Source organism: Sphingomonas sp. FW306-1B-B10E, from assembly GCF_058782005.1.
Map to the genome: position 1 here is coordinate 1 of NZ_JBYSXG010000035.1, position 25,509 is coordinate 25,509.

The window sequence follows — 25,509 nt, forward strand, 5'->3', positions numbered from 1 at the left end:
TGTCTCACAGAGCGCGCGCCCGCGTACATGCCCCACCCCAACCCCTCCCCTGAAAGGGAGGGGCTTCCATGCTGACCGAAATCAACTTCGACGGCATCATCGGGCCCAGCCACAATTACGCCGGCCTCAGCCCCGGCAATCTCGCCGCAACGCGTAATTGCGGACGCACCGCGAGCCCGCGCGCCGCTGCTCTCCAAGGCCTCGCCAAAATGCGCGCGAATCTGCGGCTGGGACTGACCCAGGGGGTGCTGCTGCCCCACGCCCGGCCCGACCATCACTGGCTCGCAGCCCTCGCCACCGATTACGCCACGGCGCCGCGCCACCTGCAGGCGCAGGCACTGTCGGCGTCGGCGATGTGGGCCGCCAACGCTGCGACGGTATCGCCTGCCCCCGACACCGCCGACGGTCGCTGCCACCTCACCGTCGCCAACCTCGCGACGATGCCGCATCGGAGCCACGAATGGCCCGAGACGCTGGCGCAGCTCCGCCTCGCCTTTGCCCACCCCGCCTTTTCGGTCCACGCCCCCGTCCCCGCGCCGCTCGGCGACGAAGGCGCCGCCAACCATATGCGGCTGGCAGCGGCGCACGACGCGCCAGGGGTCGAGATCTTCGTCTACGGCAAGTCCGGCGGCCCCTTCCCTGCCCGCCAGCATACCGATGCCAGCGCGGCGATCGCGCGACGTCATGGCCTCGATCCGGCGCGCACGCTCTTTGTCCAGCAATCCGAAGCGGCGATCGCTGCCGGTGCCTTCCACAATGACGTCGTCGCGGTTGCCAATGGCCGCGTCCTGTTCGCGCACGAATACGCCTTCGCCGACAAGGCGCGCTTCTACGACGATCTCCGCACCGCTTTTCCCGAGGTAGAGATCGTCGAGGTGCCAGCCGACCAGGTCAGCCTGGAAGACGCCATCGCCTCCTATCTGTTCAATGCCCAGTTGGTCACTCTCCCCTCAGGCGAGACCGCGTTGATCGCCCCGGAGGAAGTGCGCGAGACGCCGAGCGTGTCGGCCTGGCTCGACGCGCATGTCGCCGGCAACGGCCCGATCCGCCGCGTCGAGACGGTCGACGTTCGCCAGTCGATGGCGAATGGCGGCGGCCCGGCCTGCCTGCGGCTGCGCGTCGTCGCCGATCCGGCGACGGTCGATCCGCGCTTCCTGGTCGACGAAACCCGGCTCGACGCCGTCGCGAAGGTCATCGAAGCGTACTGGCCGGAAACAATCGCCGCCGACCAGATCGGCGATCCGGCACTGATCGCGCAGATCGAATCCGCCCGCCGCGTGCTGCTCGAAGCGCTCGGGACTGTCGAGTTAATTGACAGGTAACCATATCCGCCCAACCGGAAATGGCGGATCTCCGCGCTTGGCCCGGCGCTTGCTTAGATGCCGCGCATGTACAGCCGCATCCGCCGCCTCTTCACCATCAAGACCAAGTTCGAGGCCTATCTCGTGATCTACGGCCTGGGCACCGGTGCAGTGGAGCGCGGGATGCATTATCTCGACCGCTTCCCGGGCCTGGGCGGCAAGCTGCTGTTCCTGCTCTGCCCGGTCGCGGTGTTCATGGCCGGCGCCAAGATCCTCGACACCTTCGATATTCCGCAGTGAGCCAACTGCTTCGGGGCATGCCGCTAAGACAGAGTCTCAATCAGGTCTAGTGCATTGCCGAGCGCCGCGCCCGACGCGGTGTTGTCGAAGATCGTCCAGACCTCACTCTTCGCCGCCCAACCGGCGATGCGGCCGGCCAGCGCCTCGAGCGCCGCAGGCTCGTAGGGCGACCAATAAACACGCGGCGTGCCGTGGAGCCGGATATAAGTGAGCCCTCGCCATCCGCCCGGCGCGCGCGCCGCCTCGGGCACCGGCGGGTCGGCGAGCACACGGGCGATGTGGCGCTCGACGAGCAATCGGTCGACCTCGTCGGTGTACCAGCTGGCGTGGCGCGGCTCGATCACCACCTGCCCGCCGAGCCGCCGATCGCACGAATCGAAGAAGCGCGTGGCAACCGCGCCGGGAAAGGCAAAGCTCGGCGGAAGCTGGACGAGCAATGGCCCGCGCTTGTCGCCCAGCCCCGCCACTTCGTCCGCGAACACCGCGAGCAGATCCTCGCAATCGACCAGCCGCGCCTGATGCGTGATCGTCTTGGGCAGCTTTACCGCAAAACGAAAATCCCGGGGCACGGCCTCTGCCCAGCGCGCATAGGTCGCGGTGCGGTGCGGACGATGGAAGCTGCTATTGATCTCGGCGATACAAAACCGCCGCGCATAGCGTTGGAGATGCGTGCCCTCCCCGGGCACCCTCTCGGCAACCTGTCGCGGGATCGACCAACCAGCGGTGCCGATCCTCACCAAAGCCAGGTTTCCACCGATGGAGGAAAGTGGCGCGCCCGGAACGATTCGAACGTCCGACCCTCAGATTCGTAGTCTGATGCTCTATCCAGCTGAGCTACGGGCGCGCATTGGAGTGGCGCTGATAGAAGCGACTTTTGGAGAACGCAACCCCGTTGCGCGAGGTTTTCCACAAGCTTAAGCAGCCGGGCATGCGCAGCCCTCTTTTCGCCGCCCTTCCCGCCCTCGCCCTCGGGCTCGCGGGGTGCACCCAGAGCAGCGAGGTCTATCCGTCGTTGCTCCCGCGGCCAATCGAGAAGCAGAGCCTCGCCGAGCCGGTAAGGCCCGCGGCGGTCGTCACGCCCGATCCCGCGCTCGACAAGCGGATCGCCGAACTCGCCGCCCAGCTCCAGTCGGGCAATCAGCGCTTCGCCGCCGCGGCGCAGGCGACCGAGGCCAAGGTCGCGGTCGCCCGCGGTCTGCGCGAAGGGTCGGACGCCTGGCTCGACGCCCAGATCGCGCTGGCGAGCCTCGAATCGCTGCGCACCTCCACCCAGGCCGCCGTCGCCGAGTTCGAGCGCCTGGCGATCGAGCGCGGCGAAGCGGGCAAACCGGCCTATCCCGCCCTCGACGCCCAGCTCGCCGCCGCCAATGCCGCGACCAAGTCGCAGAGTGAGCGGATCGGCGCACTCGAAGCAGCGCTCGGCGGCGCCTAATCGTCCGCCAGCGACGGGTGGAGCGCGCGCATCACCGGCATCACCGAGGCATAATCGTCGGTCCAGGGCGTGAAGCCCGGCTTGAGCACCAGCGGCTGCCATCGCCCGCCGGTCAGCCGTGCCAATGTCGACTCGTCGCGCGTGAGTGCGATCCAGTCCGACACCGTGGCCTCGGCGCGTTCCTCTAGCGCGGTCGGCTGGTAGACCAGCCGCGCGGCGTGCCAGCCGCCCTGCGTCGCCGCGGCCGCGACTACCGGCGACAGCGCCAGGAACCGGTTCGAGATGTGGACGAGCAGCAGCCCGTTGGGCGCGAGCACGCGGGCATAGGTGCCGAACGCCTCGGTGGTCATCAGGTGCATCGGCACTGCGTCCGAGGAGAAGGCGTCGAGCGCAAGCAGGTCGAGGCTCGCGGGCGCCGCCTCGCCGAGGCGCAGCCGGGCATCGCCGATCGCGATCTCGGCCTGCGGCGCGCATTGCCGCAGGAAGCTGAACTTGCCCGAATTGCGCGACAGATCGACCACTTCGGGATCGATCTCGTAGAAGCGCCAATGCTGCCCCGGCTGGGCATAGCAAGCGAGCGTGCCGGTCCCGAGCCCGACCACGCCGATGCGGGCGCCGGGACCGTAGAGAGCGGGCGCAGCGCGCATCGCCTGCCCCACGCCCGAACCGGGGACGTAATAGGTGGTCGGGAGGCGCGAGCGCACGCCCTGAAGCTGGATGCCGTGCAGCGTGGTGCCGTGCGCCAGCCGGCGCTCGCCGGGCGTATCGGTCACCGTGTAGACGCCGAAATAGCTGCGCGTCCGGTCGCCGCTCAGCGAGGTGTCGATCGCGCGATAGCCGCCGAACAGGAACAGCCCGCCCGCCAGCGCGACGACGTAGGGGATACGGCTGCCCGTGGCGAGCAACCCGACCGTCGCGACGGCGAGAAACGCAATCTGCTCGTGCATCTCGCCGAAGATGCGGCTCGGATTGGCGATGCCGAGCCATACCAGCAGCGCGACCAGCAGCGCCGCGCCGAGCGTCTTGGCGGCCAGCACCCGTCCATCGCTATTCCAGAGCCGGCCGATCGCCGGGAACAGGAATGCCTGGGGCATCAGCCATCCGGCCGCGAGGATCAGCAGCGGATATTCATAGGTCCAGTCGAACAGCACCGGAGCGAGCAGGCCGGAGAATACGCCGCCCAGGGCGCCGCCGACCGACATCGCCAGATAGAAGCCGGTCAGCCTATCGGGCGCGGGACGCAGCCGGTACATGCACGAATGCAGCGCCACCGCGACGACGAACAGCAGGACCAGCCCGATCAACGCATTGAGGTAAGCGAGTTTCTGGTGTCCGGCGATCAGAGTCGCGCCGAACAGCAGAACGATGAGGGGCGCGATGCGCGCGAGCAGGTCGGGGATCGCGTCGCCCTCGCGAAACGCCACCGAGAAGCTCAGCAGATACAGGCCGAGCGGCAGCACCCACAGCATCGGCATCGCGACGATGTCGGTAGTGAGGAAGGTCGTCGTCGCGAGCATCAGCCCCGAGGGAACGAAGGCGAGGATCACCCAGTGCAGCACCCGGCGTGCGCCCGGCGCGGGGCTGTGATGCGCTACATGCGGTTCCTCGGATGTCTTCCGGGGCAGCAAAGTCGCGCACGCCGCGACCAGCACGAAGACCAGTGCGTAGCCGACCGTCCACAGCATGCTCTGCCCGCGGAGCGCGAGGCCGGGCTCGACGACCAGCGGATAGGCGATCAACCCGCCGAAGCTGCCGATATTGGAGGCGGCGTAGAGCGCATAGGGATCCCGTCCGCCGCTCGCGACGCTGTACCAGCGCTGGAGCAAAGGCGCCTGTGCCGAGATCGCGAAGAACAGAGGCCCGATCGACGCGCCGAACAGCCAGGGAACCCAAAGCGCCGGCTCGGCGTCGGCGGGCAATTCCATCGCGGTGAGTCCGATCGGCAGCCAGAGCGCGGCTACCGCGAGCACTGCGAGGTGAATCCCCGCCTGCATCCGCACCGGCACGCGCCCGAGCCAATGGGCATAGGCATATCCGCCGAGCAGCAGCGCTTGGTAGACCAGCATCGCGCTGTTCCACACCGCCGGCGCGCCGCCGAGCCGCGGCAGTGCCATCCGCGCGACCATCGGCTGGACGAGGAACAGCAGGAACGATCCGGTGAGGATCGCGACGACGAACAGCGCGCGGTACCGCGTTCGCGGCACGGCCTGCTGCTCGATTTCGTCGTCCATGCGTGGTTCTCCCCGGCCGTCCTGGCGCTCGATCGGTTTAGGCAGGCTTAACCGCCGGCCGCGCGATGCGATAGGTGACGTGCGGGCGCAGCCGCTCGATCGCCTTGGGATGGTCGAAATCGTCCTCGGCCGCGCGGACCATGCCGAGCCGCTCCATCAGCCCCCAACTGCGGACATTGTCCACATTCGTGATCGCGGCGATATGCGCCACGTCGAGATGGGCCCAGCCCCAGTCGAGGCTGGCCTGCGCCGCCTCGCGGGCATAGCCTTGTCCCCAGAATTCGTGGGCAAGCCGCCAGCCGATTTCGATCTCCCCCTCGATCGGCGTCTCCTCGGCGCCCGGCTTGAGCCCGCAAAAGCCGAGAAACGCGCCGTCGGTCCGCCGCTCGATCGCCCAGAAGGTGTAGCCATTGGCATCGAGGATGCGCTGCATCCGGTCGATCATCGCGTCGGTCTCGTCGCGCCACAGCAGGGGGCCGAGTGTCGCCATCACGCGCTCGTCCTGCCCCATCGCGTGAAACGGTGCGCGGTCGGAATCGCGCCAGCCGCGCAGGATCAGGCGCTCGGACTCGATCATGCCGGCCGGTCGATCGCGTAGACGATCATCGCGCCGAAGGGGTTGCCAGCGGCGTAATCGGGATGGCGGAAGTCGAGATCGGCGCGGCGGCGCATGCCGAGCCGCTCCATCAGACCCCAGGACCGGATATTGTCGATCGTCGTCCAGGCGGCAACGCGCGGCCGCCCGGTATTCGCCCAGCCCCAGGCGAGGCTCGCCTCCGCCGCCTCGCGCGCGATGCCCTGCCCCCAATGCTTCTCGCCGATCCGCCAGCCGATCTCGAGTTCCTCGGGCACCGGCGTGTCCGGATGCCCGCCGATACGCAGCCCGCACACGCCGGCAAGTTCGCCCGTCTCCTTGCGTTCGACCGCCCACATCGAATGGCCGTAGCGCGTCTGCTGGTCGATCTGGCGGTCGATGAGCAGATCGTGCTTTGCCTGCGCGACCGGGCCCCCGAAATGCGCCATCATCGCCGGCGTGTTCACCAGTGCGTGAAAGCCGGGCTTGTCCGCCGCGCACCACGGGCGAAGCCGGAGGCGTTCGGTCTCGATCATGCCGGGCGATCTATCGCGTAGGTGACGCTGGGAGCCAATTGGTGGCCTTCTGGAAAGGTCGCGCTGAGGAAATCGCCGTCGGCGAGCCGGTGCATGCCCAGCCGCGCCATCAGTCCCTGGCTGGGCAGATTGACCGCCGAAGTGATCGCGTAGATCCGGTCCTCGGCGATCCGCCCCCATGCGTCGGCGAGCACCGCCTGCATCGCCTCGCGCGCATAGCCGTGGCGCCACCAGGGGAGATCGATGATCCAGCCCGCTTCGATCTTGCCGTGGATCGGAAGATGCGGTTCGCCGCGCTTCAGTCCGCAGAACCCGATGACCGCACCGTCCTCGCGGCGCTCGACGGCGAGGAAGCCGAGACCTTCGCCCCGCCACTGCGCATGCTTGGCGATCACTGCCTCGGCAGCCGCTGCGTCCATGCCGGGAAAGAGCAGCGCCATCACCTGCTGGTCGATGAACATCCCGACCAGCGCATCGCGGTCGCGCGGCTCGGGGACGCGCAGAATCAGGCGTTCGGTCTCGATCACGCGCCCAGCAGTCGCGCGGCCAGCGGCGCGTGGTAAGTGAGCACACCCGAACAGCCGGCGCGTTTGAACGCCATCAGCGTCTCCATTACCAGTGCCTCGCGGTCCCCCGCCCCGGCTGCCGCCGCTGCCTCGATCATCGCATATTCGCCCGACACCTGATAGGCGAATACCGGCACTTCGAACGCGTTCTTCACACGCGTTATGATGTCGAGATATGGCAAGCCCGGCTTGACCATCACGCTGTCCGCGCCCTCGGCCAGGTCGAGCGCGACTTCGCGCAGCGCCTCCTCGGCATTGGCCGGGTCCATCTGATAGGTCTTCTTGTCGCCCTTCAGCAGTCCGCGGCTGCCAACCGCATCGCGGAACGGCCCGTAAAACGCGCTGGCGTACTTCGCGGCATAGGCCATGATCTGGACATTGACATGGCCATTGGCCTCGAGCGCGGCGCGGATCAGCCCGACGCGGCCGTCCATCATGTCCGACGGCGCGACGATGTCCGCACCGGCCTCGGCCTGGACCAGCGCCTGGTCGGTGAGCACGTTCGCGGTCTCGTCGTTGAGCACATAGCCGGCGGCGTCGACGATCCCGTCATGGCCGTGGCTGGTATAGGGATCGAGCGCGACATCGGTGAGCACGCCGATCTCGGGCACCGCATCCTTGATCGATCGGATCGCGCGGCACATCAGATTGTCGGGGTTGAGGGCCTCGCGCCCATCGTCGCTGCGCAGCCTCGCAGGCGTATTGGGGAACAAGGCCAGGCACGGGATGTCGAGCGCCGCAGCCTCCTTAGCCCGCTCGCCGATCCCCGCGACCGACCAGCGCGACACGCCGGGCAGCGACGCGATCGGCTCCTCGGCATCGCCTTCGGTGACGAACAGCGGCCAGATCAGATCGGCGGGGGTGAGCACGGTTTCGGCGTGCATGCGCCGGCTCCAGCCGGCGGCACGCGTGCGACGAAGGCGAAGTGCGGGATACTGACTCATCGCGGTCGTTTGCGGGATCGCGCGAGCCGGTGCAAGCGTTGCACAGCTGAAACGTCCCAGGAGTGACAATGCCCGATTTTCGCTCCGCCACGATGATCGTCAATGCCCAGTCGCGACGTGGCCAGGATTTGTTCGAAGCGGCATGCAAGCGCCTGAGCGGCCTGCCCTTTACCGTCGACGCGCATGCCGTCGAAGACCCCGCCCAGCTCGAGCCCACGCTCAAGCGCGCGCTCGCCGCCCAGCCCGATCTCGTCATCCTTGGGGGCGGCGATGGGACGATCAGCGGACTGGTCGACTTCATCAAGGGCACCGGCGCGGCGATCGCAGTGCTACCGCTGGGCACCGCCAACAGCTTCGCCCGCTCGCTCGGCATCCCGCTCGACATCGACGGCGCGATCGAGGTCATCGCGAAGGGTGAATTGCGCCGGATCGACCTCGGCATGATCGACGACGACTATTTCGCCAATTGCGCGGCATTGGGGCTGTCGCCGCAGATTGCGGAGAACGTGCCCTCAGGGCTCAAGCGCTGGTTCGGGCGCGCGGGCTATCTGTCCTGGGCGGCGTTCGAATTCACGCGCTTCCACCCCTTCACCTTGATCATCGGCGAAGGCAAAGACGCGCAAAGGCTGCGCGTCGTCGAGGTCCGCATCGCCAACGGCCCGTTCCACGGCGGCACCGAGCTGATCGACGAGGCCGAAGTCGACAGCGGCGAGATCGTCGTCCAGGCGGTGCGCGGCCACGCCCGCCGCCGGCTGCTGCGCAATTGGGTGAACGGCGTGCTGCGACGCGAGGCGCGCCACGAGGACACCGTGAGCTTCCGCGGCAAGTCGCTGCGCATCGCTACCGAGCCGCCGCTGCCGGTGTCGATCGACGGCGAAGTTCTGGCGCACACGCCCGTCACCGCGCGGATCGCGGCGGCGGTGATCGACGTCATGGTGCCGAAGCGGTGAGCGGGACCTCTATTGGACGCCTGTCAACCTGTTCCCCGGCGAAGGCCGGGGCCCAGTTACGATATCTTCGAGAGGCTAGTCTAACCTCGCCGATTTGATGGAAGCTGGGCCCCGGCCTCCGCCGGGGAACAGCATCCCTCGCAATCTACCCCAGCCGCGCAAGCGCCGCGCCCAGCCGCTCGGCCTCGGCCGCCTTCTCGGCATGGTCCGCGCGCGCCTTCTCGACTGCCTCGGGCTTGGCCCGCTCGACGAAGCTCGGATTGCCGAGCCGGCCCGAGAGCCCGTCGCGCTCCTTCTCGGCCGCGGCGATCGCCTTGGTCAGGCGCGCCTTCTCGGCCTCCAGATCTACCACGCCGGCGATCGGCAGCACGAAGGTCGCTTCGTCGACGACGATCTGGAGCGATCCGCCCGCCGGCGCATCCCCTGCCGCCTGATCGACGCGCGCCAGCCGCGCCAGCGCCGCCGACTGGCGGTCGAGCCGCGAGGCTGTCTCGCCCGAGGCATCGCGGACATGCAGCGGCAGCCGCGCGCCCGGCGGCACATTGAGCTCGGTTCGCGCCGCGCGGATCTCGCCGACCAACCGGATCAGCCAGTCGACTTCCTTCGCCGCGTCGGGATCGAGCGCCCGCGCGTCGGCCATCGGCCATTTCGCGACGATCAGCGCATGCTCGCGCGTCCCCATCTTCGACCAAAGCTCTTCGGTGATGAAGGGCATGAACGGGTGGAGCAGGACGAGGATCTGGTCGAGCACCCAGCCCGCCACCGCGCGCGTCTCCTCGGCACCTTCGCCCGCTGCGGGCACCCCGCCTTCGCCCTGGATCACCGGCTTGATCAGCTCGAGATACCAGTCGCAGAAGCGGCTCCAGGTGAATTGGTAGATCGTGTTCGCCGCCTCGTCGAAGCGCAGGTCGGCGAGCGCGAGGTCGAGCGCCTGCACCGTCGCAACGGTCTCGGCGATGATCCAGCGATTGACCGCGAGGCTCGCCACCGGCGGCTCGAGCGTCGCGCTCGCACCGATCCCGTTCGACTGGCAGAAGCGCGCGGCGTTCCACAGCTTGGTCGCGAAATTGCGATAGCCCTCGATCCGCCGCTCATCCATCTTGATGTCGCGGCCCTGGCTCTCCATCGCCGCCATGAAGAAGCGCAGCGCGTCCGCCCCGTACTGGTCGATCAGCCCGAGCGGATTGACGACATTGCCCTTGGACTTGGACATCTTCTGCCCGTCCGCCGCGCGCACCAAACCGTGGAGATACAGGGTCTTGAACGGCACGTCCTTCAGGAAGTGCAAACCCTGCATCATCATCCGCGCATCCCAGAAGAACAGGATGTCGAAGCCCGAGATCAGCACGTCGTTGGGGTAGCGGCCGAGCGCCTTCACGTCCTCGTCAGGCCACCCCATCGTCGCGAACGGCCACAGCGCCGAGGAGAACCAGGTGTCGAGGACGTCGCTGTCCTGGGTGAGCGACACGCCCGCGCCGGCCTGGGCCTGCGCCTCGGCCGCGCTCTCGGCGACGTAGATGCTGCCGTCATCGGCGAACCATGCCGGGATACGGTGTCCCCACCAAAGCTGCCGGCTAACGCACCAGGGCTGGATGTTCTCCATCCAGTTGAAATAGGTCTTTTCCCAGCTCTTCGGGACGATCTTGGTCGCGCCCGAGCGGACCGCCTCGATCGCCGGCTTGGCCAAGGTCGCCGCGTCGACATACCATTGGTCGGTCAGCCAGGGCTCGATCACCACCCCCGAGCGGTCGCCATAGGGCGTCTGGATCGTGCGCGGCTCGGAATCATGTTCCTCGCCGTCCTTGTCGACGTGCGGGACAAGGAAGCCCTCGTCCTTGAGCCGCGCGACCACCAGCTTGCGCGCTTCGAACCGGTCGAGTCCGAGCAGCTCGGCCGGGATCAGCCCGTCCGAGGTCTGGGTGATCTGCGCCTTGGCGTCGAGCATGTTGAGCATGTCGCGCGCCTCGATCCCGGCGCGGCGGCCGACCTCGAAATCGTTGAAGTCATGCCCCGGCGTGATCTTCACCGCGCCCGAACCCAGTTCGGGATCGGCATGGTCGTCGGTGATGATCGGCACCAGCCGTCCGGTGATCGGCAGCCGCACCTGCTTGCCGACCAGCGCCGCATAGCGTTCGTCGCTGGCGTTCACCGCCACCGCCATGTCGGCGAGCATCGTCTCGGGCCGCGTCGTCGCGACCTGGATGAAGCCGCTGCCGTCCGCGAGCGGGTAGCGCAGATGCCAGAAATTGCCCTTGATCTCGCGCGTCTCGACCTCGAGGTCGCTGATCGCGGTTCCGAGGCCAGGATCCCAGTTCACCAGGCGCTTGTCGCGGTAGATCAGCCCCTGCTTGTGCAGCTCGACGAACACCTTGAGGACGGCCTTGGAGAAGCCCTCGTCCATCGTGAAGCGCTCGTTCGCCCAGTCCATCGAGCAGCCGAGCCGGCGGAGCTGCTGGGTGATCTCGCCCCCGCTCTCTTCCTTCCACTGCCAAACCTTCGCGACGAATTCCTCGCGGGTGAAGTCGGTGCGCTTCTGCTGGCGCGCGTTGAGCTGGCGCTCGACCACCATTTGCGTCGCGATGCCGGCGTGATCGGTACCGACCACCCAGCGCGCATCCTTGCCCTTGAGCCGCGCGTGGCGGACGAGCACGTCCTGCAGCGTGTTGTCGAGCGCATGGCCGATATGCAGGCTGCCGGTGACGTTGGGCGGCGGATTGACCAAAGTCCACGGATCGGCGCCAGGCCGCTCGGGCGCGAACAGGCCGTTCTGCTCCCAATGCCGGTACCAGCGGGATTCGATTTCGGCGGGGTCGAAGGTCTTGGGAAGCTCGGTCATGCGGCGGCTTTAGCCTTGGGCTAGCTCCGGACACAAGCGCTCCCCTCCCGCTTGCGGGAGGGGTCGGGGGAGGGCCTGACGTGCGTGAGTCGAATGGACTCGCCGCATCAGCTCCTCCCCTAGCCCCTCGCGCTAGCGGGAGGGGAACGAAGACAGCTATTTCGCCGTATACTTCCCCAGCCAGCCCAGCACTTCGCCATACCATTGCAGGCTGTTCTTCGGCTTGAGCACCCAATGGTTCTCGTCGGGGAATACCAGGAGCTTCGACTCGATCTCGCGCCGCTGGAGCGCAGTGAACGCCGCAAGCCCCTGCGTGTAGGGGATGCGGAAGTCCTTCTCGCTGGTGATCACCAGCTGCGGGGTTTTCCACGCAGTAACATGGTTGACCGGGTTCCATTTCTCGAACGCGGCGGGGTCCTCATAATAGGTCTTGCCGCCATGTTCCCACTCGTCGAACCAGAGCTCCTCGGTCTCGTATGCCATCGCGCGCGCGTCGAACACGCCGTCATGCTGGACGATGCACTTGAACCGGCCCGGCCACTGCCCCTCGATCCAGTTCATCATATAGCCGCCGTACGAGGCGCCGAGAGCGCAGGCATTGTCGGCGTCGAGATAGGCGAACTTGTCGGTCGCCGCCTTCAGCCCCTTTTGCAGGTCCTCGAGCGGCCAGCCGCCCCAATTGTTGCGGATCGCGTCGGTAAAGGCCTGACCGTAGCCGGTGCTGCCGTGGAAATCGATCGACACGACCGCATAGCCCGCGCCCGCAAACACCGCGGGGTTCCAGCGATATGACCAGCTGTTGTTGCTCGAACCCTGCGGCCCGCCATGGACGATGAACGCGATCGGCGCCTTGGCGCCCTCAGCGAGGCTGGCGGGACGTACCGCATAGCCCCACACCTTGTCGTTATTCGCGCCGGCGAAGCTGAACCGTTCGACCTTGGGCAAGTCGATGCCCGCGAGCTTGGCGGCGTTGACCGAAGTCAGCCGCGACACCTTCTTGCCCGAGAGCCGATAGAAATCGTCCGGTGCAGTCAGGCTATTCATGCTGAACACCAACCCGCTCCTGGTCGGTACCACTGCCGAGACCACGCCCTCCTGCGTCAGCCGCGTCACTTTGCCGCTCTTGGCGTCGACACTGAAGATCGGCTCTTCCTGCGTGTCCTGCGCCGTGATGTAGAGCTTCTTCGAATCGGGCGCCCAGGCGATCGACGCCACCGAGCGGTCCCAGCCCTCGGTCAGCGCGCGAACCTGGCCCGTGGCGAGGTCGCGCAGCATCAGCACCTGGCGGTCGGCCTCGTAGGTCGGCCGCGCCATTGCGAAATAGGCCAGCCACTTGCCGTCGGGCGAGACCGTCGGGAGATTATCCATCCCGTCATTGTCGGCGGTGAGGTTGGTTGGTGCCGCCGATCCGTCGGCGGGTGCGGAGAAGATGTCGAGATTGGTCGAGGTCGATTCGATCCGCCCCGCCTCGCGCAGCGCGAAATAGACGGTCTTGCCGTCGGCGCTCCAGCTCAGCTCCTCGCCGCCGCCGTACGGCTTGGAGGGGGTGTCGCCGACCAACTGCCCGCCGATCGCGACGCCGTTGCCCGTCGCGCCGTTCGGCCCAAATGGCAGCACGAACAATTGCGAGCGATCACCATTCGCCCAGCTATCCCAGTGGCGAACGAACAGCTGGTCATAGACCCGGCCCGATCCAGCGTTGGGATCCTTCTTGACCTGCGCCGGCTCGAGGCTCGGCGCGCCCGGCTTGCGATCGGCCCAGATGAGCACCTTGTCGCCGGTCGGCGCGACCTTGAAGCCGCTGAACCCGCCCGGGATGTGCGTCAGCTGAGTCGGCGTGCCGCCGGCAACCGGTACGCCCCACACCGCGTCGTCGCCGCCCTTGTCCGACTGGAACCAGACCGTCGCGCCGTCGGCGGAGAATTGCGGCGCGGTCTCGTTGACCTGGGCCTCTGCGACTAGCTTCTCGGGCACGGCGCCCTTCTTGGTCAGGTCGAGCCGCCACAGGTCGTAGCGTCCGCGATTGGCGGCGAGATCGGTCTCGCGCTGCTGCCAGACGAGCCATTTGCCGTCCGGCGACACGGCAGGCGCGCTCACCCGCGAAAGCGTGGCGACGTCCTGGATGGTGAGATCCCGCGCCAGAGCCGGCGCAGCAGCGGAAGCGAGCGCGACGCTCGCGAGCAGGAGAGATTTCATGGCGTGAGATAAGCAGATGGTTGCGATTGAGACAATCGCCCAATCCCTCTCCCATCGGAAGAAGGCGTCTAATCTCGTCCGGTAATCCGAGTGATCTCGCGCGCGACCATCGCCTCGACGATCTGCGGCAGGTTCGCGTCGAGCCAGTCGCGCAGCATCGGCTTGAGCATCTCGCGGACCAGCCCTTCGAGCGTGTCAGACCCGGCGACCTCGGGTTTGACCACGATCCGCGACAAGGCCTCGAGCGGTCCGCGCGTCGCCTCGACCGCACGCTCGGACAGGATCGGCTCGGCGCGCGGTGCCTGAGCAGGCGCCGCAGCCGGCCGCTCGACGGGGATCTCGTCGACCTGGTCGCGCAGCTCGAGCACGGCCTCTTCCTCAGGATCTTCGTCGACGCGCAGCGCCCGTGCGGGCGCGGTCGTCGCCGCGCCGGGACGGCGGCTACGGGTACGCGAAGCCGTCGCCGCATCGCCTTCCTCGGCGATGATGCGTTTGATCGAGGAGAGGATCTCCTCCATCGACGGCTCGGTACTGATATCCCCCATCGCCGACACGTCTCCAGTGGCTGATATGGTTAAATCAGGGATTTCGGGGCGTTGTGTCAACCGATCGCTGCAGCAAAGGATCCAGCTGCCCCGGCGGCACGATCGCGCCCTGGGCCGGCGTACCGGTGGTCGAGGTGCTCGTGCCGACCGGCGTGGGATCGTCGCCCCAGTCGCTGATCCGGCCGCGGACGCGCTTGTAGTTGACCGCGGGATCGTAGAGCGGCCCGCCATCGAGCCCGAGATCCTTGGCCTCGGCGCGGCCCATCGCCGCCAACAGGGTGAAGCCCGCGACATAGGCATCGCGCTCGGCGGTCACGTAATTGACTTGGCTGTTGAGCAGTTCCTGCTCGGCGTTGAGGATGTCGAGGATCGTACGCGTGCCGACGCTGTTCTCGGCGCGGACGCCTTCGAGGCTCAACTGGTTGGCCTGGACCGCGACACGCGACGATTCGATCACGCGCAGCGAGCTCTGATAGGAGGCATAGGCCGACCGCGCCTGCGCGATCACGCCGCGCTCCGTGAGCGTGACCTGCTCGATCGCCGCGGCCTGGCGGGCCTGCGCCTGGCGAACCTGCGCCGCCGGACGGCCGCCCTGGAAGAGCGGCACGCTCAACTGCGCCCCCAGGGTGGTGGCAAAGCCGTCGCTATTGGTGCCTAGCGCACGCGCCTGCGAGCCGACCGATCCGAGATAATTATAATAGTCGCCGCCGACGCCGACGCTCACCTGCGGCAGGCGCCCGGCACGCGCGACGCTGACGTCGTAGCGCGAGGCGTCGCGGCTGAGCTGCGCCGCCTCGAGAAACGGATTGTTGGCGAGCGCGGTCTGCTCGGCGGTCTGCACCTCGTCCGGCAGATTGGGCAGAGGCGGCGGCGCGGCGAGCACTCCCGGCGGCGCGCCGACAACGCGGATATAGCTCTCGCGGCTGCCGATCAGCCGAGCCTCGGCGCTGCGCAGCTGGCTCTGCGCCAGTGCGAGTCGCGCCTCGGACTGGGCGACGTCGGTGCGCGTCAGGTCGCCGACTTCGAAACGGTCTCGCGTCGCCTGGAGGTTGACCTCGAGGACGTGGACGTTCTGCTGGTTGAGCCGGACGATCGCCTCGTCGCGCAAGACGTCGACATAGGTGGTTACCGCCTGAGTGAAGACGTCCGACTCGGCGCCGCGCAGATTGGCCTGCCCCGCCTCGACTCGCGTCTCGGCCGCGCGCACCGAATTGCGCACCGCGCCGCCGCTGAACACGGGAACCGAAAGGTCGAGGCCCAGTCGCCCTGTGCGGGTCGGCCCAAGGGTCGCGTCGGTATCGTACAGGCTATTGCTGAGCGAACCGGTCGAGGTGACTCCGGGCAGCCCGCGCGAGCGCGCGATCGGGACGTTCTCGTCATTGGCGCGCTGGTTGGCGCGCTCGCCGGCGAGATCGGGATTGGTGTTATAGGCCTGGACCAGGGCGTCGCGCAGAGTCGTGGTAGGCTGCGCCGCGGGCGCGAGCGCCGGCGTGGCGCTCGGCGGTGCGGTCTGCACCCGCACCGGAGTCGACGTGCCGGAGCGCGTCGTCGTGGTCTGCGCGGCGGCAGGCACGGCGAGTGCAGTCAGGCTCACGCCCAGCAGCAAAGTGGTCAATCGCATCAGTCTCTTCTTTATGTCAGAAGGTGAAGGTCCGTAGGCGTCGGAAACCAGGCAGTTCAGCGCATTCGATGTCCATGAAGTCGATAAGGCCAAAGCCGCCTTCGCTGCGGCGGCCGGCGGCGAGCCGAGTCACCCCGCGGTCGACCAGTCCGGTGAGCACGCGGCCGCCCGGCTTGACCTGCGCGATCAACGCATCGGGAAGCTGCTCGACCGCGCCGTCGACGACGACCAGGTCATAGGGCGCGCCCGCGGGCCAGCCGGCGTTGAGCGGCCCCTGCGCCACCTCGACCTTCGACTCGCCGGCAAGTGCGGTACGCGCCAGGCCGACCAGGGCATCCTCCTCCTCGAGCGCCACCACCGACTTCGCCAGCAGTGCGAGCAGCGCCGCGGCATAGCCGCCCGCCGCACCGACGAGCAGGACATGGTCGGTCGGCTGGACCTGCGCCTCGGTGAGCAGCCGCCCGATCACCAGCGGCGAATTGTGGCGGCGCCCGCCGACGAGCGGCAGCAGCGTATCGCGATAGGCCATGCTGCGATGCTCGGACGGCAAATAGTTTTCGCGCGGCACCCGCGCCATCGCCTCGACCACGCGCGCATCGTTGACCGCGTTGGTCCGCAGCTGGCTTGCCACCATCGCGTGGCGCATCGCTTCGAAGCGGCCGGCTTCGACGGGCGCAGGATCGACCATAAGAGCCATCATTACTCCGGCTTTCTTGCACAGCCGTATTATCTGCGCAATACACTTGTTGAACGTTGCGCTGCTTCTATCGCGCTGCAGCGTCGCCGCCAAGCGAGGCTGCGATCATTTTGAAACTATGTTGACACCGCGCCGCCCCTCGCGCATCTCGCCGCCTCGCTTTCGGGGCCCGATGGCGGAGTGGTGACGCAGAGGACTGCAAATCCTTGCACCCGGGTTCGATTCCCGGTCGGGCCTCCAGCGCCGCATCAGCGGCCGGTCGGCGTCTTTCGGAACATCGCGAATCCCCGTGCGCGTGCCTGCGCCGCGAGCGGTTCGATCCGCCCCGCCGCGAAGTCGAGGATCGCCGGCAGGATCGCCGCCACCTCGGCCATGTCGGGCCGGTGGTCCTGCTTGTCTAAGACGAGCAGCACCGAGCCCATTGGCGCCGCGCCGAGCAGTTTCTCACCTTGCTGCATGCTGACCGTCGCGTCGTAGCGGCCCTGGATCAGGATCGCGGGCTTCGCCAGCCGCGCAACCGTGTCGAGGTTCGAGAAGCGGTCCGGCAGGAATGCGCGCGTGATCTTCGGCGCGACCGAGCGCAGGTCGGGGAACGCGCCGAGGGTGATCTCTCCATCGACCGCGCCGTCTGCCGCCAATGTCAGCGCCACCGACGCGCCGAGCGAATGCCCCAGCGCATAGACCGTCGCGCCAGGGCGCAGCCGCTTGGCGAACTCGGCAAAGGCCGCGCCGTCGAGATTGAGCCCTTTCTCGTCCGGCTTGCCGGGATTGCCGCCATAGCCGCGATAGTCCGCGATCACCACGGTATAGCCCGCCGCGGCGAGCGGCTCGACATAATGCGCCGCATCAACACGGTCCCCCGAGCGGCCGTGGAGGAACATTAGGATGGGCAATCGCGAATCGCCGCCCCAGTAGAGGCCTTTCAACGGCAGCCCGTCCCGGGTACGCACGTCGATCTCGACAGGCGGCTCCCGATTCCAGGGCGCCGACACGTTTTCGAGATGGTCCTTCGGCCGATAGAGCTGCGCGCTGGACGGCATCGCCACGAGCATGGCCAACCACGCGATCATCAACAGCCGCATGCTCCGTCTCCTCGCGCCGCCTTATGCGGGTTCGGATCGGGAGCGGGCAAGCGAAAGGGCGCCCGCATTGCGGACGCCCTTTGATTGGCTTGGCCCGGTTTAGCGGCGGCGGCCGCGGCAATCGCCGCCGTCGACTTCGCGGCCGAGCAGGGCGCCGGCGCCCGCACCGATGATCGTGCCGGTGGTGCTGCGCCCCCTCCACGAGCTGCCGCGGCCGATCTCGCCGCCGAGCAGGCCGCCGGCGACTGCGCCGAGGATCGTGCCGGTGGTGCCGCTCGAGCAGCCACGATAGCCGCGGTTGCGATAGCCGCGATAGTCGCGGCGATAGCCCCGGTCCTCGCGATAGCCGCGGTCGCCACGATAATAGCCGTCGCGATAGTGGCGCTCGTAATAACCTCGGCCATAATCCTGCGCGGCGGCGGGGGTGGCAGCCATGCCGCCGAGAGTGACGGTAGCGGCAAGCGCTGCGCTGAACAGGGACTTGATCATTTCATCCTCCTTCGGGGGCGAATCGTTGCCTCCACATGCCGACTCTTCTGCCATTCCCGATGTGCAACGAGCCTGAACGCCTCGGTTAGCCGCCGTTCATCCAACGCGGATCCATGTTGTGGCAAACAGGTCACCTAACGATGGAAATGCACGCTTCGCCGCACGTCTCGGTGGAACGCGCTGGTTTCTCGCTCGTTTCAGCTGCGAGTACGGGGAGAGCAGCTATGTATGATTTCGGCATTCGCCAGGCGCTGTCAGGGTATCGAATCGCCTATCATCCGCAGGAGCCCAATCATTGCCCCGGTTGCGGCAAGTCGCACTGGATGATCGGCCGCCTCACGGCCGAATGCGCATTCTGCGGTACCGCGCTGCCGCTGATCGCCGGAGCCAGTTCGGGCAACGGGGTGCGACCGCGCACGGTGCCTCCCCTCGCCGCCTGAAACGCGGCACGCCGGAACGCCGCTGTCGCGGCACGCGTTGCACGACGCGAGAACCCGCGCCAGGAGCAACCCATAATGACCGATATTTCCGTCACCTCGCCCATCGAGCGAATCGCCCGCGTGATCGCCGCCGAGGCGCTGAGCATCAACGGCGAGGGACGGGATGAGAGCGCCGGCGGCGCGGTCGACGCGGTGTGGGAGCAGGAGCGCGGACGCGCGATGTCGGTGCTCCGCACCCTGCGCGAGCCGACCCCCGAAATGGTCGAGGCCGGCCGCGCCGCGGGCAGCGACCCCGCCGAGATCTGGAACGCGATGGTCCGCGCCGCGATCGGGCAGGAAGAAACCGTCTGAGAAATTCCTCCCCGAGCAAGGCTCGGGGAGGAATGCGCCTTACAGCCCGCCGCGGCTTTCCTCGACATCGTCGGGCTTGGCCTGCGCCGTGTGCAGCTTGGCGTTGATCGTGTCGGGAGTGATGTGGCTCATCGCCGCCTGAAGCTTGTTCATCAGCCCCGAGACGACATGCGGGGTATGCGACTTCATCGCGTCCCATCCGTCCTTCGCCACCTTGGCGGCGTCGGCCTTCTCGGCCTGGCCGACAGGGGTGTTGTCGAGGTCGCCGCGGTGGAAGAATTCGGTCTCGGTCGGCCCCGGCATCAGCACGGTGACGTTGACCTCGGTGTCCTTTACCTCCTCGCGCAAGGCGTAAGACAGGCTGTCGAGATAGGCCTTGGTGGCGTTGTACACCGCCTGCCACGCACCCGGGATCAGCCCGGCGATCGAACCGGTGATCAGCACATTGCCTTCGTTGCGCGTCACCATCTGCTGGAGCACCTTCTGGAGCAGATAGGTGGTGCCGGTGACGTTGGTGTCGATCACCTTGCGCCACGCCGCGACGTCCTGGACGAGGAAGCCCTGCCCCAGCCCGCGCCCCGCATTCGCCACCAGCACATCGATCGGCCGGCCGCCGACTGCGGCGAGCAACTGATCGTTGCCCTCGAAGGTCGAAAGATCCGCCTCGAGCGATTGCACGTCGACTCCGTAGCCGTTCAGCTCGCCGGCTGCCGCATCGATCTGGGGTTCGTCCGCGACGAGGACGAGGTCATAGCCTTCCTCCGCCGCGAGCTTCGCGATTTCCCGTCCGATGCCCGTCGAGGCGCCGGTGATCACTGCCAATTTGTTCGCCATCGTCTCTCTCCAATGATCGTCATCCCGGCGAAAGCTGAGACCTCAGGCGACGCGCACACGGCCCGCGGCACGAGGTTCCGGCGCTCGCCGGGATGACGGTTTCGATTACGCCGCAACCATGCCCGGCTTGAGCACCACCTTGGTGCAGGTGTCCTGCTCGTCCTTGAACATCTTGTAGCCCTCGGGCGCCTGCTCGAGCGGCAGCCGGTGGCTGATCAGGAAGGTGGTATCGAGCTCGCCATTGCCGATCATCTCGAGCAGTTGCGGCAGGTACTTCTGGACATGGGTCTGGCCGGTCCGCACCTGCAGTCCCTTCTCCATCATCGCGCCGGCCGGGAACTTGTCGACAAACCCGCCATAGACGCCGGGGATCGAGACGCGCCCGCCCTTGCGGCACGCGACGATCGCCTGGCGCAAAGCGTGCGGGCGATCGGTGCCGAGGAAGGTCGACGCCTTGATCTGGTCGACGACATTATCGGCAAAGAAACCGTGCGCCTCCAGGCCTACGGCGTCGATCACGGCGTCTGGCCCGATCCCACCGGTCAGCTCCATCAGCGCATGATAGGTGTCGGTCTGCTCGTAATTGATCGTCAGCGCGCCGAACTGCTTGGCGAGTTCGAGCCGGTGCGGGAAATGATCGATCGCGATCACCCGCTCTGCGCCCATCTTGAACGCCGATTGTACTGCGAACAGCCCGACCGGGCCGCAGCCCCACACCGCGACGGTATCGCCCGGCTCGATCTGGGCATTCTCCGCCGCCATCCAGCCGGTCGGCAGGATGTCCGAAAGGAATAGCACGTCGTCGTCGGGCATGCCGTCGGGAATCACGATCGGCCCGACATCGCTGAACGGCACGCGGACATATTCGGCCTGCCCGCCGGGATAGCCGCCGGTCAGGTGGGTATAGCCGAACAGCCCGGACATCGGCTCGCCGTACAGCTCCATGCCGAGATCCTGGTTCTCGGCCGGATTGCCGTTGTCGCACGCCGAATATTGCTGCTTTGAGCAATGGAAACACTGCCCGCACGAGATCGTGAACGGCACCACGACGCGCTGGCCTTTTTTGAGCGTCGACTTGGGGCCGACATCGACGACTTCGCCCATGAACTCATGGCCGAGGATGTCGCCTTTCTGGAGGGTCGGGATATAGGCGTCGTAGAGGTGCAAATCCGATCCGCAGATCGCGGTCGAAGTGATCTTGATGATCGCGTCGCGCGGGTTGAGGATCTCGGGGTCCGGGACCGTCTCCATCCGCACGTCGTGCTTTCCGTGCCAGGTGAGTGCGCGCATCAAACTTCTCCGGTAGAGCTGGAAAGACCGTTCGGGCTGAGCTTGTCGAAGCCCGGCTCACGATCGCGAGCCCGCCCTTCGACAAGCTCAGGGCGAACGGGTGAGGGCATCAGGAATGGGGCTCGCGATTGGGCGGCGTGGTTGTCGCGATCTCGCCGGTTTCCATCAATTGCTTGAAGCGCCGGAGGTCGCGCCGCGACGAGGTCTGCGGCTCCTTCTGGGTCAGCGTCGCGATCGCCTTGCCGATGAACCCGGCGGGCGGGTCGTAGGCCAGCACCGCGCGAACGTGCGTGCCGTGGCCCGAGGGGCCGTCGCGGAATTCGACGCGGCCGCTATTCTTGACGTCGCCCTGCGCTTCCCAGGCGATCAGCTCGCCAGGACGTTCCTCGGTCACCACAGAATCCCATTCGTAATTCCCGTTCGGACCCCGCACCGTCCAGTGCGAGCGCGTCGAATCGACGGCGTCCACTGAGACGATATTCTCCATGAAGGTCGCGAGGTTCCCGAAGTCGCGCCAATAAGCGTATAGCTCTTCGCGCGGGCGCATGATCGTGACCGTATGGCCCCACACCGTGCCCTCGCCATTCTGCGCCGCGCTGGTCTGCACGTCGCTGTCCTTCGACACGTAAGACGGCGCGTCATCGCGTATGTCGCTCATCTGCGGCTCCTCAATTCTGTTCGTGACGGCCGGGATAATCCTCCGGCTCGGCCTTGCCCTGGTTCTTGACCGCCTGGCGGCCCTCGTTTTGGAGCGCGGGATCGGATCCCGGCTCGAGTTCGGCGCTCTCGTCCTTGGCGCCGCCTTCGGAAAGATCCTTCGACATGCTCCCTCCTTTCGGAAAGCGAGAGCCCCGCTATCCGACTGATCTAAATCAGTTTTCAGGCTCCCGCAGGAAGGCGGGTGCTTCGGGAGGGTTAACCCCCGGAAACGAAGGGCGTTCCCGGCCGATTTGCGGGCGCTCGCATGAAACCATCGTCACCCGCCTGGTGCCGAGCTGACGCGGGAGCATGGATGACGCGGCGAGATCGAGCGGCTATGGGCAGCGCATGTCCGCCGCCCTGACACTCTACAATTCGCTTACGCGCAGCCTCGAGCCCTTTGCCCCGCTCGATCCCGCCAAGGGCGTGCGCGTCTATTCGTGCGGGCCGACGGTCTATAATTACGCCCATCTCGGCAATCTGCGCGCCTATGTCTTCACCGACACACTTAGCCGAGTGCTGCGCTGGAAGGGCTATCCTCTCACGCACGTCATCAACATCACCGATGTCGGCCATCTGACCAGCGACGCCGATGCCGGCGACGACAAGATGGAAGCCGCCGCCAAGGCCCAGGCGAAGAGCATCTGGGACATCGCCGCACACTATACCGCGGCGTTCAAACAGAACGTGGCCGACCTCAACATCCGCGAGCCCAGCCGTTGGTCGGTCGCCACCGACCATATCGACGAGATGCTCGCCTTCGCCAAGCAGATTGCGCCGCATTGCTACGAGCTCGACACCGGCCTCTATTTCGACACCAGCACCGTCGCCGATTATGGCCGCCTCGCCGGATCGCAGGACGACACCCGCGAGGGCCGGATCGAAGCGGTCGAAGGCAAGCGCCACCCGCAGGACTTCGCGATCTGGCGCAAGTCGCCCCCCGGCGAGCAGCGCCAGATGGAATGGGACAGCCCCTGGGGCAAGGGTGCGCCGGGCTGGCATCTCGAATGCTCGGTGATGAGCCTCCAATATCTCGGCGCGCCGTTCGACATCCATACCGGCGGGATCGACCACCGCGAGATCCACCACCCCAACGAGATCGCCCAAAACCAAGCCTATTGCGGTTGTAGCGACACCGGTGCGCATTTCTGGATGCACAACAATTTCCTGGTCGATCGCCAGGGCAAGATGAGCAAGTCCAAGGCCGGCTTCACCACGCTCCAGTCGCTGATCGACGCAGGCGTTCACCCCCTCGCCTATCGCTTGCTCTGCCTCCAGGCGCAGTATCGCAGCGAGCTCGAGTTCAGCGCCGAGAACCTCGCGGCGGCGCTGACGCGGCTCAAGCGGCTGGTGATGACCGTGGCCGCGCTGAAGGCAAGAGCCCAGGGCGAAGGCACTGCGCCGGCGCCGTGGATCAAGCGGCTCGATGAAGCCGTATCCGACGACCTCAACACCCCCAAGGCATTGCCCATTCTCGACGAGCTGCTGGCCGAGAAGACGCTGTCGCCCGCCGACCGCCTCGCTGCGCTGGCGGAATTTGACGACGTCCTCGGCCTCGACCTCTTCGCGCTGACCCGCGAGGAACTCCGCATGCGCCCCACCAGTGTCACGCTCACTGCCGAGCAGATCGGCGACCGCCTTGTCGAACGCCAGCAGGCACGCGCCGTGAAGGACTTCCAGCGCAGCGACACGATCCGCGACGAACTCGCCGCGGCCGGTGTCGAGGTGATGGACGGCGACCCCCTGGGCTGGGACTGGAAGCCGGCGCTTTAACACCCTCCCCGGCACGGGGAGGATTTTATCGACATCCCCTTGCCTCCCCACGCCGCCTTCCCCAAAAAGTGCGCAACACGGGAGGCATGCATGCGGGGACAGGTACTGGGCGTCGATCGCACCAGCGGCGACGGGCAGATTTCGGGCGAGGACGGCCAGCGCTACACCTTCCGCCCGGGCGACTGGAGCGATGAGAAGGGCCCCGCGGTCGGCGCACGCGTCGATTTCGCGATCGAGGGCAGCCGCGCGATCCGCATCTTTCGCCTGCCCGAAGCCCAAGCCCTCGCCGCTGCGCCTGCGCGCCAGCCGCGGGCCAATGATCGCAACAAATATGTCGCGGCCCTGCTCGCCTTCTTCCTGGGCACGCTCGGCATCCATCGCTTCTATCTCGGCCGCAACGGCACCGGGGTGCTGATGGTCGTGATGTCGATCACCATCGTCGGGCTGCTCGTCACCGGGCTGTGGGCGTTCATCGATGCGGTGCGCTATCTGATCATGTCCGACGCCGAATTCGACCACCGCTACACCCGCCACTACGCCTGATGAAACTCGTCCTGCCCGCGCTCGCCCGGCCGCTGGTCGAGGCGCAGCTGCCGGCGGGGCTGGACGTGCACTGGTTCGCCGACCTCGACGAGGCGGTCGCGATGGTCGCCGACGCCGATATCGGCTGGGTCGACAGCAATGGCCCGGCCAATTGGGCGCGCGCGGTTGCGGCTGGGCAAAAGCTGCAATGGCTCTCGACGATTTATGCCGGGCTCGATCCGCTCGACAAGGATGCACTCCGCGCCCGCGGCACCCGCGTCACCAACGGCAGCGGAGTCAACGCGCACACCGTCGCCGAATATGCCGTGATGGGCGCGCTGGTCGCCGCCAAGCGCTACGACCAGGTCGTCCGCATCGCCGACACGCGTGTCTGGCCGTTCGAGGCGCCAGGCAAACTCGAACTGTTCGAGACGAACGCGCTCGTCCTCGGGTACGGCACGATCGGCCGGTTGATCGGCGAGCGTCTGGCCGCTTTCGGAGTGACCGTCACCGGAGTCACCCGCAGTGGCACGCCAGGGACGATCGGCCCCGATGCGTGGCGCGATCGCCTCTCGGAATTCGACTGGGTCTTCCTCGCTGCCCCCGCCACCGATCAGAGCCGCGCGATGATCGGCGAAAGCGAGCTCCGCGCGATGAAGCCCTCGGCCTGGATCATCAATGTCGGCCGTGGCGAGCTGATCGACCAGGAAGCACTGATCGAAGCCGTGACCAAGCGCCGCATCGCCGGCGCGTTCCTCGACACCGTCACCCCCGAGCCGCTCCTGCCCGAACATCCGCTATGGACCACGCCCAACATCATCCTGTCGATGCATCTCTCGGGCCGCAGCCAGACCCGGATGTTCGTCCGCGCCGCCGCGTTGTTCGTCGAGAATTTGCATGCTTTCCTCGACGGTCGCCCGCTCAAGAACGAAGTTGACCTCGCCGCCGGCTATTGAGCGGGGGATTTCATCGCGAACAGCCGGTCCCAGAACGCGTCGTTGAGCAGATATTCCATTGTCTTGCCGTCGCTGCGGTCGTCGGGGCAGCCCGCCTGATAGGCGAAGGTCCGCGCCGCCATCTCGTCGCTCACTTCGCGCGCGAAATCGGGGCCGAGCCGGCGAGTCAGTACCACGAGCATCGCCCGCGCCGCTTCGGATCCCCATAAGGAGCGCGGATCGGGGACATAGTCATGATCGTCGGCATCCTCGATTTCCGCGTCCATGACGAACTCGTTGTCGAGCGCGTCCTCCGAGTCGATGTTCAACACGCCGTCCATGCGCCTCTCCTTCGTTGCTGCATC

At 67.1% G+C, this 25,509-nt stretch carries 27 protein-coding genes and 2 tRNA genes; 10 read left to right on the forward strand and 19 right to left on the reverse strand.

All coding sequences use genetic code 11. From position 1 onward, the window contains the following. Positions 1-68: 68 nt before the first annotated feature. Both AC3WJI_RS13930 and AC3WJI_RS13935 read left to right on the forward strand, forming a co-directional pair. Positions 69-1,322: an N-succinylarginine dihydrolase gene (locus AC3WJI_RS13930; RefSeq protein WP_492757877.1), complete on the forward strand. Its 1,254-nt coding sequence runs from the start codon at positions 69-71 to the stop codon at positions 1,320-1,322. A 66-nt stretch (positions 1,323-1,388) separates the two neighbouring features. Next, on the forward strand, positions 1,389-1,601 hold the full coding sequence (locus AC3WJI_RS13935) for a hypothetical protein (protein WP_492757930.1): 213 nt from the start codon (positions 1,389-1,391) through the stop codon (positions 1,599-1,601). Between the two features lie 23 nt (positions 1,602-1,624). On the opposite strand, the gene AC3WJI_RS13940 is transcribed toward AC3WJI_RS13935, so the two are convergent. Together AC3WJI_RS13940 and AC3WJI_RS13945 are read right to left on the reverse strand one after the other, a co-directional pair. Then, positions 1,625-2,338 carry a DUF72 domain-containing protein gene (locus tag AC3WJI_RS13940; protein ID WP_492757878.1) on the reverse strand — a complete coding sequence of 238 codons (714 nt, stop codon included), beginning with the start codon at positions 2,336-2,338 and terminating at the stop codon, positions 1,625-1,627. Between the two features lie 30 nt (positions 2,339-2,368). Next, positions 2,369-2,445: transfer RNA gene (locus AC3WJI_RS13945), tRNA-Arg, on the reverse strand. An 84-nt stretch (positions 2,446-2,529) separates the two neighbouring features. Between AC3WJI_RS13945 and AC3WJI_RS13950 the strand changes: the two genes are divergently transcribed. Next, entirely contained in the window at positions 2,530-3,033 is a 504-nt protein-coding gene (locus AC3WJI_RS13950; protein ID WP_492757879.1) for a hypothetical protein, read from the forward strand. Here AC3WJI_RS13950 and AC3WJI_RS13955 read toward each other — a convergent pair. The 5 genes from AC3WJI_RS13955 to hemB are packed head-to-tail and all read right to left on the reverse strand — an operon-like array spanning position 3,030 to position 7,884. Then, positions 3,030-5,264, reverse strand: a complete 2,235-nt coding sequence (locus tag AC3WJI_RS13955; protein WP_492757880.1) for a spermidine synthase — start codon at positions 5,262-5,264, stop codon at positions 3,030-3,032. The genes AC3WJI_RS13950 and AC3WJI_RS13955 overlap by 4 nt on opposite strands. A gap of 37 nt (positions 5,265-5,301) precedes the next feature. Then, on the reverse strand, positions 5,302-5,841 hold the full coding sequence (locus AC3WJI_RS13960; RefSeq protein WP_492757881.1) for a GNAT family N-acetyltransferase: 540 nt from the start codon (positions 5,839-5,841) through the stop codon (positions 5,302-5,304). Then, positions 5,838-6,374, reverse strand: a complete 537-nt coding sequence (locus AC3WJI_RS13965) for a GNAT family N-acetyltransferase (protein ID WP_492757882.1) — start codon at positions 6,372-6,374, stop codon at positions 5,838-5,840. The genes AC3WJI_RS13960 and AC3WJI_RS13965 overlap by 4 nt, the downstream gene beginning before the upstream one ends. Continuing rightward, positions 6,371-6,901, reverse strand: a complete 531-nt coding sequence (locus tag AC3WJI_RS13970; RefSeq protein WP_492757883.1) for a GNAT family N-acetyltransferase — start codon at positions 6,899-6,901, stop codon at positions 6,371-6,373. The genes AC3WJI_RS13965 and AC3WJI_RS13970 overlap by 4 nt, the downstream gene beginning before the upstream one ends. Next, positions 6,898-7,884 (reverse strand): porphobilinogen synthase, encoded by a 987-nt coding sequence (hemB, locus tag AC3WJI_RS13975; RefSeq protein ID WP_492757884.1) that lies wholly within the window; start codon positions 7,882-7,884, stop codon positions 6,898-6,900. Before hemB ends, AC3WJI_RS13970 begins: the two co-directional genes overlap by 4 nt. Positions 7,885-7,952: 68 nt before the next feature. Between hemB and AC3WJI_RS13980 the strand changes: the two genes are divergently transcribed. Next, entirely contained in the window at positions 7,953-8,834 is an 882-nt protein-coding gene (locus tag AC3WJI_RS13980; RefSeq protein WP_492757885.1) for a diacylglycerol/lipid kinase family protein, read from the forward strand. Between the two features lie 145 nt (positions 8,835-8,979). Here the strand turns inward: AC3WJI_RS13980 and AC3WJI_RS13985 are convergent, their stop codons facing one another. The 5 genes from AC3WJI_RS13985 to AC3WJI_RS14005 all read right to left on the reverse strand — a co-directional run bounded on the left by AC3WJI_RS13985 (position 8,980) and on the right by AC3WJI_RS14005 (position 16,732). Further along, positions 8,980-11,670, reverse strand: a complete 2,691-nt coding sequence (locus AC3WJI_RS13985) for a valine--tRNA ligase (RefSeq protein WP_492757886.1) — start codon at positions 11,668-11,670, stop codon at positions 8,980-8,982. Positions 11,671-11,826: 156 nt separating this feature from the next. Continuing rightward, complete coding sequence (locus tag AC3WJI_RS13990) at positions 11,827-13,866, reverse strand: S9 family peptidase (protein ID WP_492757887.1); 2,040 nt, start codon at positions 13,864-13,866, stop codon at positions 11,827-11,829. Between the two features lie 68 nt (positions 13,867-13,934). Then, positions 13,935-14,411: a DUF2497 domain-containing protein gene (locus tag AC3WJI_RS13995; RefSeq protein ID WP_492757888.1), complete on the reverse strand. Its 477-nt coding sequence runs from the start codon at positions 14,409-14,411 to the stop codon at positions 13,935-13,937. 34 nt (positions 14,412-14,445) lie between these two features. Continuing rightward, positions 14,446-16,032: a TolC family outer membrane protein gene (locus AC3WJI_RS14000; RefSeq protein ID WP_492757889.1), complete on the reverse strand. Its 1,587-nt coding sequence runs from the start codon at positions 16,030-16,032 to the stop codon at positions 14,446-14,448. 16 nt (positions 16,033-16,048) lie between these two features. Further along, positions 16,049-16,732 (reverse strand): protein-L-isoaspartate O-methyltransferase family protein, encoded by a 684-nt coding sequence (locus AC3WJI_RS14005; protein ID WP_492757890.1) that lies wholly within the window; start codon positions 16,730-16,732, stop codon positions 16,049-16,051. A 163-nt stretch (positions 16,733-16,895) separates the two neighbouring features. Between AC3WJI_RS14005 and AC3WJI_RS14010 the strand changes: the two genes are divergently transcribed. Beyond that, a tRNA-Cys gene (locus tag AC3WJI_RS14010) sits at positions 16,896-16,969 on the forward strand. 8 nt (positions 16,970-16,977) lie between these two features. On the opposite strand, the gene AC3WJI_RS14015 is transcribed toward AC3WJI_RS14010, so the two are convergent. Both AC3WJI_RS14015 and AC3WJI_RS14020 read right to left on the reverse strand, forming a co-directional pair. Then, the gene (locus tag AC3WJI_RS14015) at positions 16,978-17,811 is read right to left on the reverse strand and encodes an alpha/beta hydrolase (protein WP_492757891.1); all 834 of its coding nucleotides are present in this window, start codon (positions 17,809-17,811) and stop codon (positions 16,978-16,980) included. Positions 17,812-17,910: 99 nt separating this feature from the next. Next, a complete protein-coding gene (locus AC3WJI_RS14020) occupies positions 17,911-18,300 on the reverse strand; it encodes a glycine zipper 2TM domain-containing protein (RefSeq protein WP_492757892.1) in 390 nt (129 codons plus the stop codon). Positions 18,301-18,524: 224 nt separating this feature from the next. Between AC3WJI_RS14020 and AC3WJI_RS14025 the strand changes: the two genes are divergently transcribed. Together AC3WJI_RS14025 and AC3WJI_RS14030 are read left to right on the forward strand one after the other, a co-directional pair. Next, positions 18,525-18,740 (forward strand): hypothetical protein, encoded by a 216-nt coding sequence (locus AC3WJI_RS14025; RefSeq protein WP_492757893.1) that lies wholly within the window; start codon positions 18,525-18,527, stop codon positions 18,738-18,740. Between the two features lie 75 nt (positions 18,741-18,815). Then, positions 18,816-19,091: a hypothetical protein gene (locus tag AC3WJI_RS14030; RefSeq protein WP_492757894.1), complete on the forward strand. Its 276-nt coding sequence runs from the start codon at positions 18,816-18,818 to the stop codon at positions 19,089-19,091. A gap of 39 nt (positions 19,092-19,130) precedes the next feature. On the opposite strand, the gene AC3WJI_RS14035 is transcribed toward AC3WJI_RS14030, so the two are convergent. The 4 genes from AC3WJI_RS14035 to AC3WJI_RS14050 form a co-directional block, all read right to left on the reverse strand. After that, on the reverse strand, positions 19,131-19,925 hold the full coding sequence (locus AC3WJI_RS14035; protein WP_492757895.1) for an SDR family NAD(P)-dependent oxidoreductase: 795 nt from the start codon (positions 19,923-19,925) through the stop codon (positions 19,131-19,133). A 105-nt stretch (positions 19,926-20,030) separates the two neighbouring features. Beyond that, positions 20,031-21,215, reverse strand: a complete 1,185-nt coding sequence (locus AC3WJI_RS14040) for a zinc-dependent alcohol dehydrogenase (RefSeq protein WP_492757896.1) — start codon at positions 21,213-21,215, stop codon at positions 20,031-20,033. A 109-nt stretch (positions 21,216-21,324) separates the two neighbouring features. Further along, complete coding sequence (locus tag AC3WJI_RS14045) at positions 21,325-21,873, reverse strand: SRPBCC family protein (RefSeq protein ID WP_492757897.1); 549 nt, start codon at positions 21,871-21,873, stop codon at positions 21,325-21,327. A gap of 10 nt (positions 21,874-21,883) precedes the next feature. Then, positions 21,884-22,039, reverse strand: coding sequence for a hypothetical protein (locus AC3WJI_RS14050; RefSeq protein ID WP_492757898.1), 156 nt, complete (start codon positions 22,037-22,039; stop codon positions 21,884-21,886). 223 nt (positions 22,040-22,262) lie between these two features. Between AC3WJI_RS14050 and cysS the strand changes: the two genes are divergently transcribed. The 3 genes from cysS (at position 22,263) to AC3WJI_RS14065 (ending at position 25,165) form a co-directional block, all read left to right on the forward strand. Then, a complete protein-coding gene (gene cysS, locus AC3WJI_RS14055; protein ID WP_492757899.1) occupies positions 22,263-23,687 on the forward strand; it encodes a cysteine--tRNA ligase in 1,425 nt (474 codons plus the stop codon). 90 nt (positions 23,688-23,777) lie between these two features. Next, the gene (locus AC3WJI_RS14060; RefSeq protein WP_492757900.1) at positions 23,778-24,230 is read left to right on the forward strand and encodes a TM2 domain-containing protein; all 453 of its coding nucleotides are present in this window, start codon (positions 23,778-23,780) and stop codon (positions 24,228-24,230) included. Then, positions 24,230-25,165 carry a D-2-hydroxyacid dehydrogenase gene (locus AC3WJI_RS14065; RefSeq protein ID WP_492757901.1) on the forward strand — a complete coding sequence of 312 codons (936 nt, stop codon included), beginning with the start codon at positions 24,230-24,232 and terminating at the stop codon, positions 25,163-25,165. The genes AC3WJI_RS14060 and AC3WJI_RS14065 overlap by 1 nt, the downstream gene beginning before the upstream one ends. Here AC3WJI_RS14065 and AC3WJI_RS14070 read toward each other — a convergent pair. Next, positions 25,159-25,485, reverse strand: coding sequence for a hypothetical protein (locus tag AC3WJI_RS14070; protein WP_492757902.1), 327 nt, complete (start codon positions 25,483-25,485; stop codon positions 25,159-25,161). The genes AC3WJI_RS14065 and AC3WJI_RS14070 overlap by 7 nt on opposite strands. Positions 25,486-25,509: the final 24 nt, after the last annotated feature.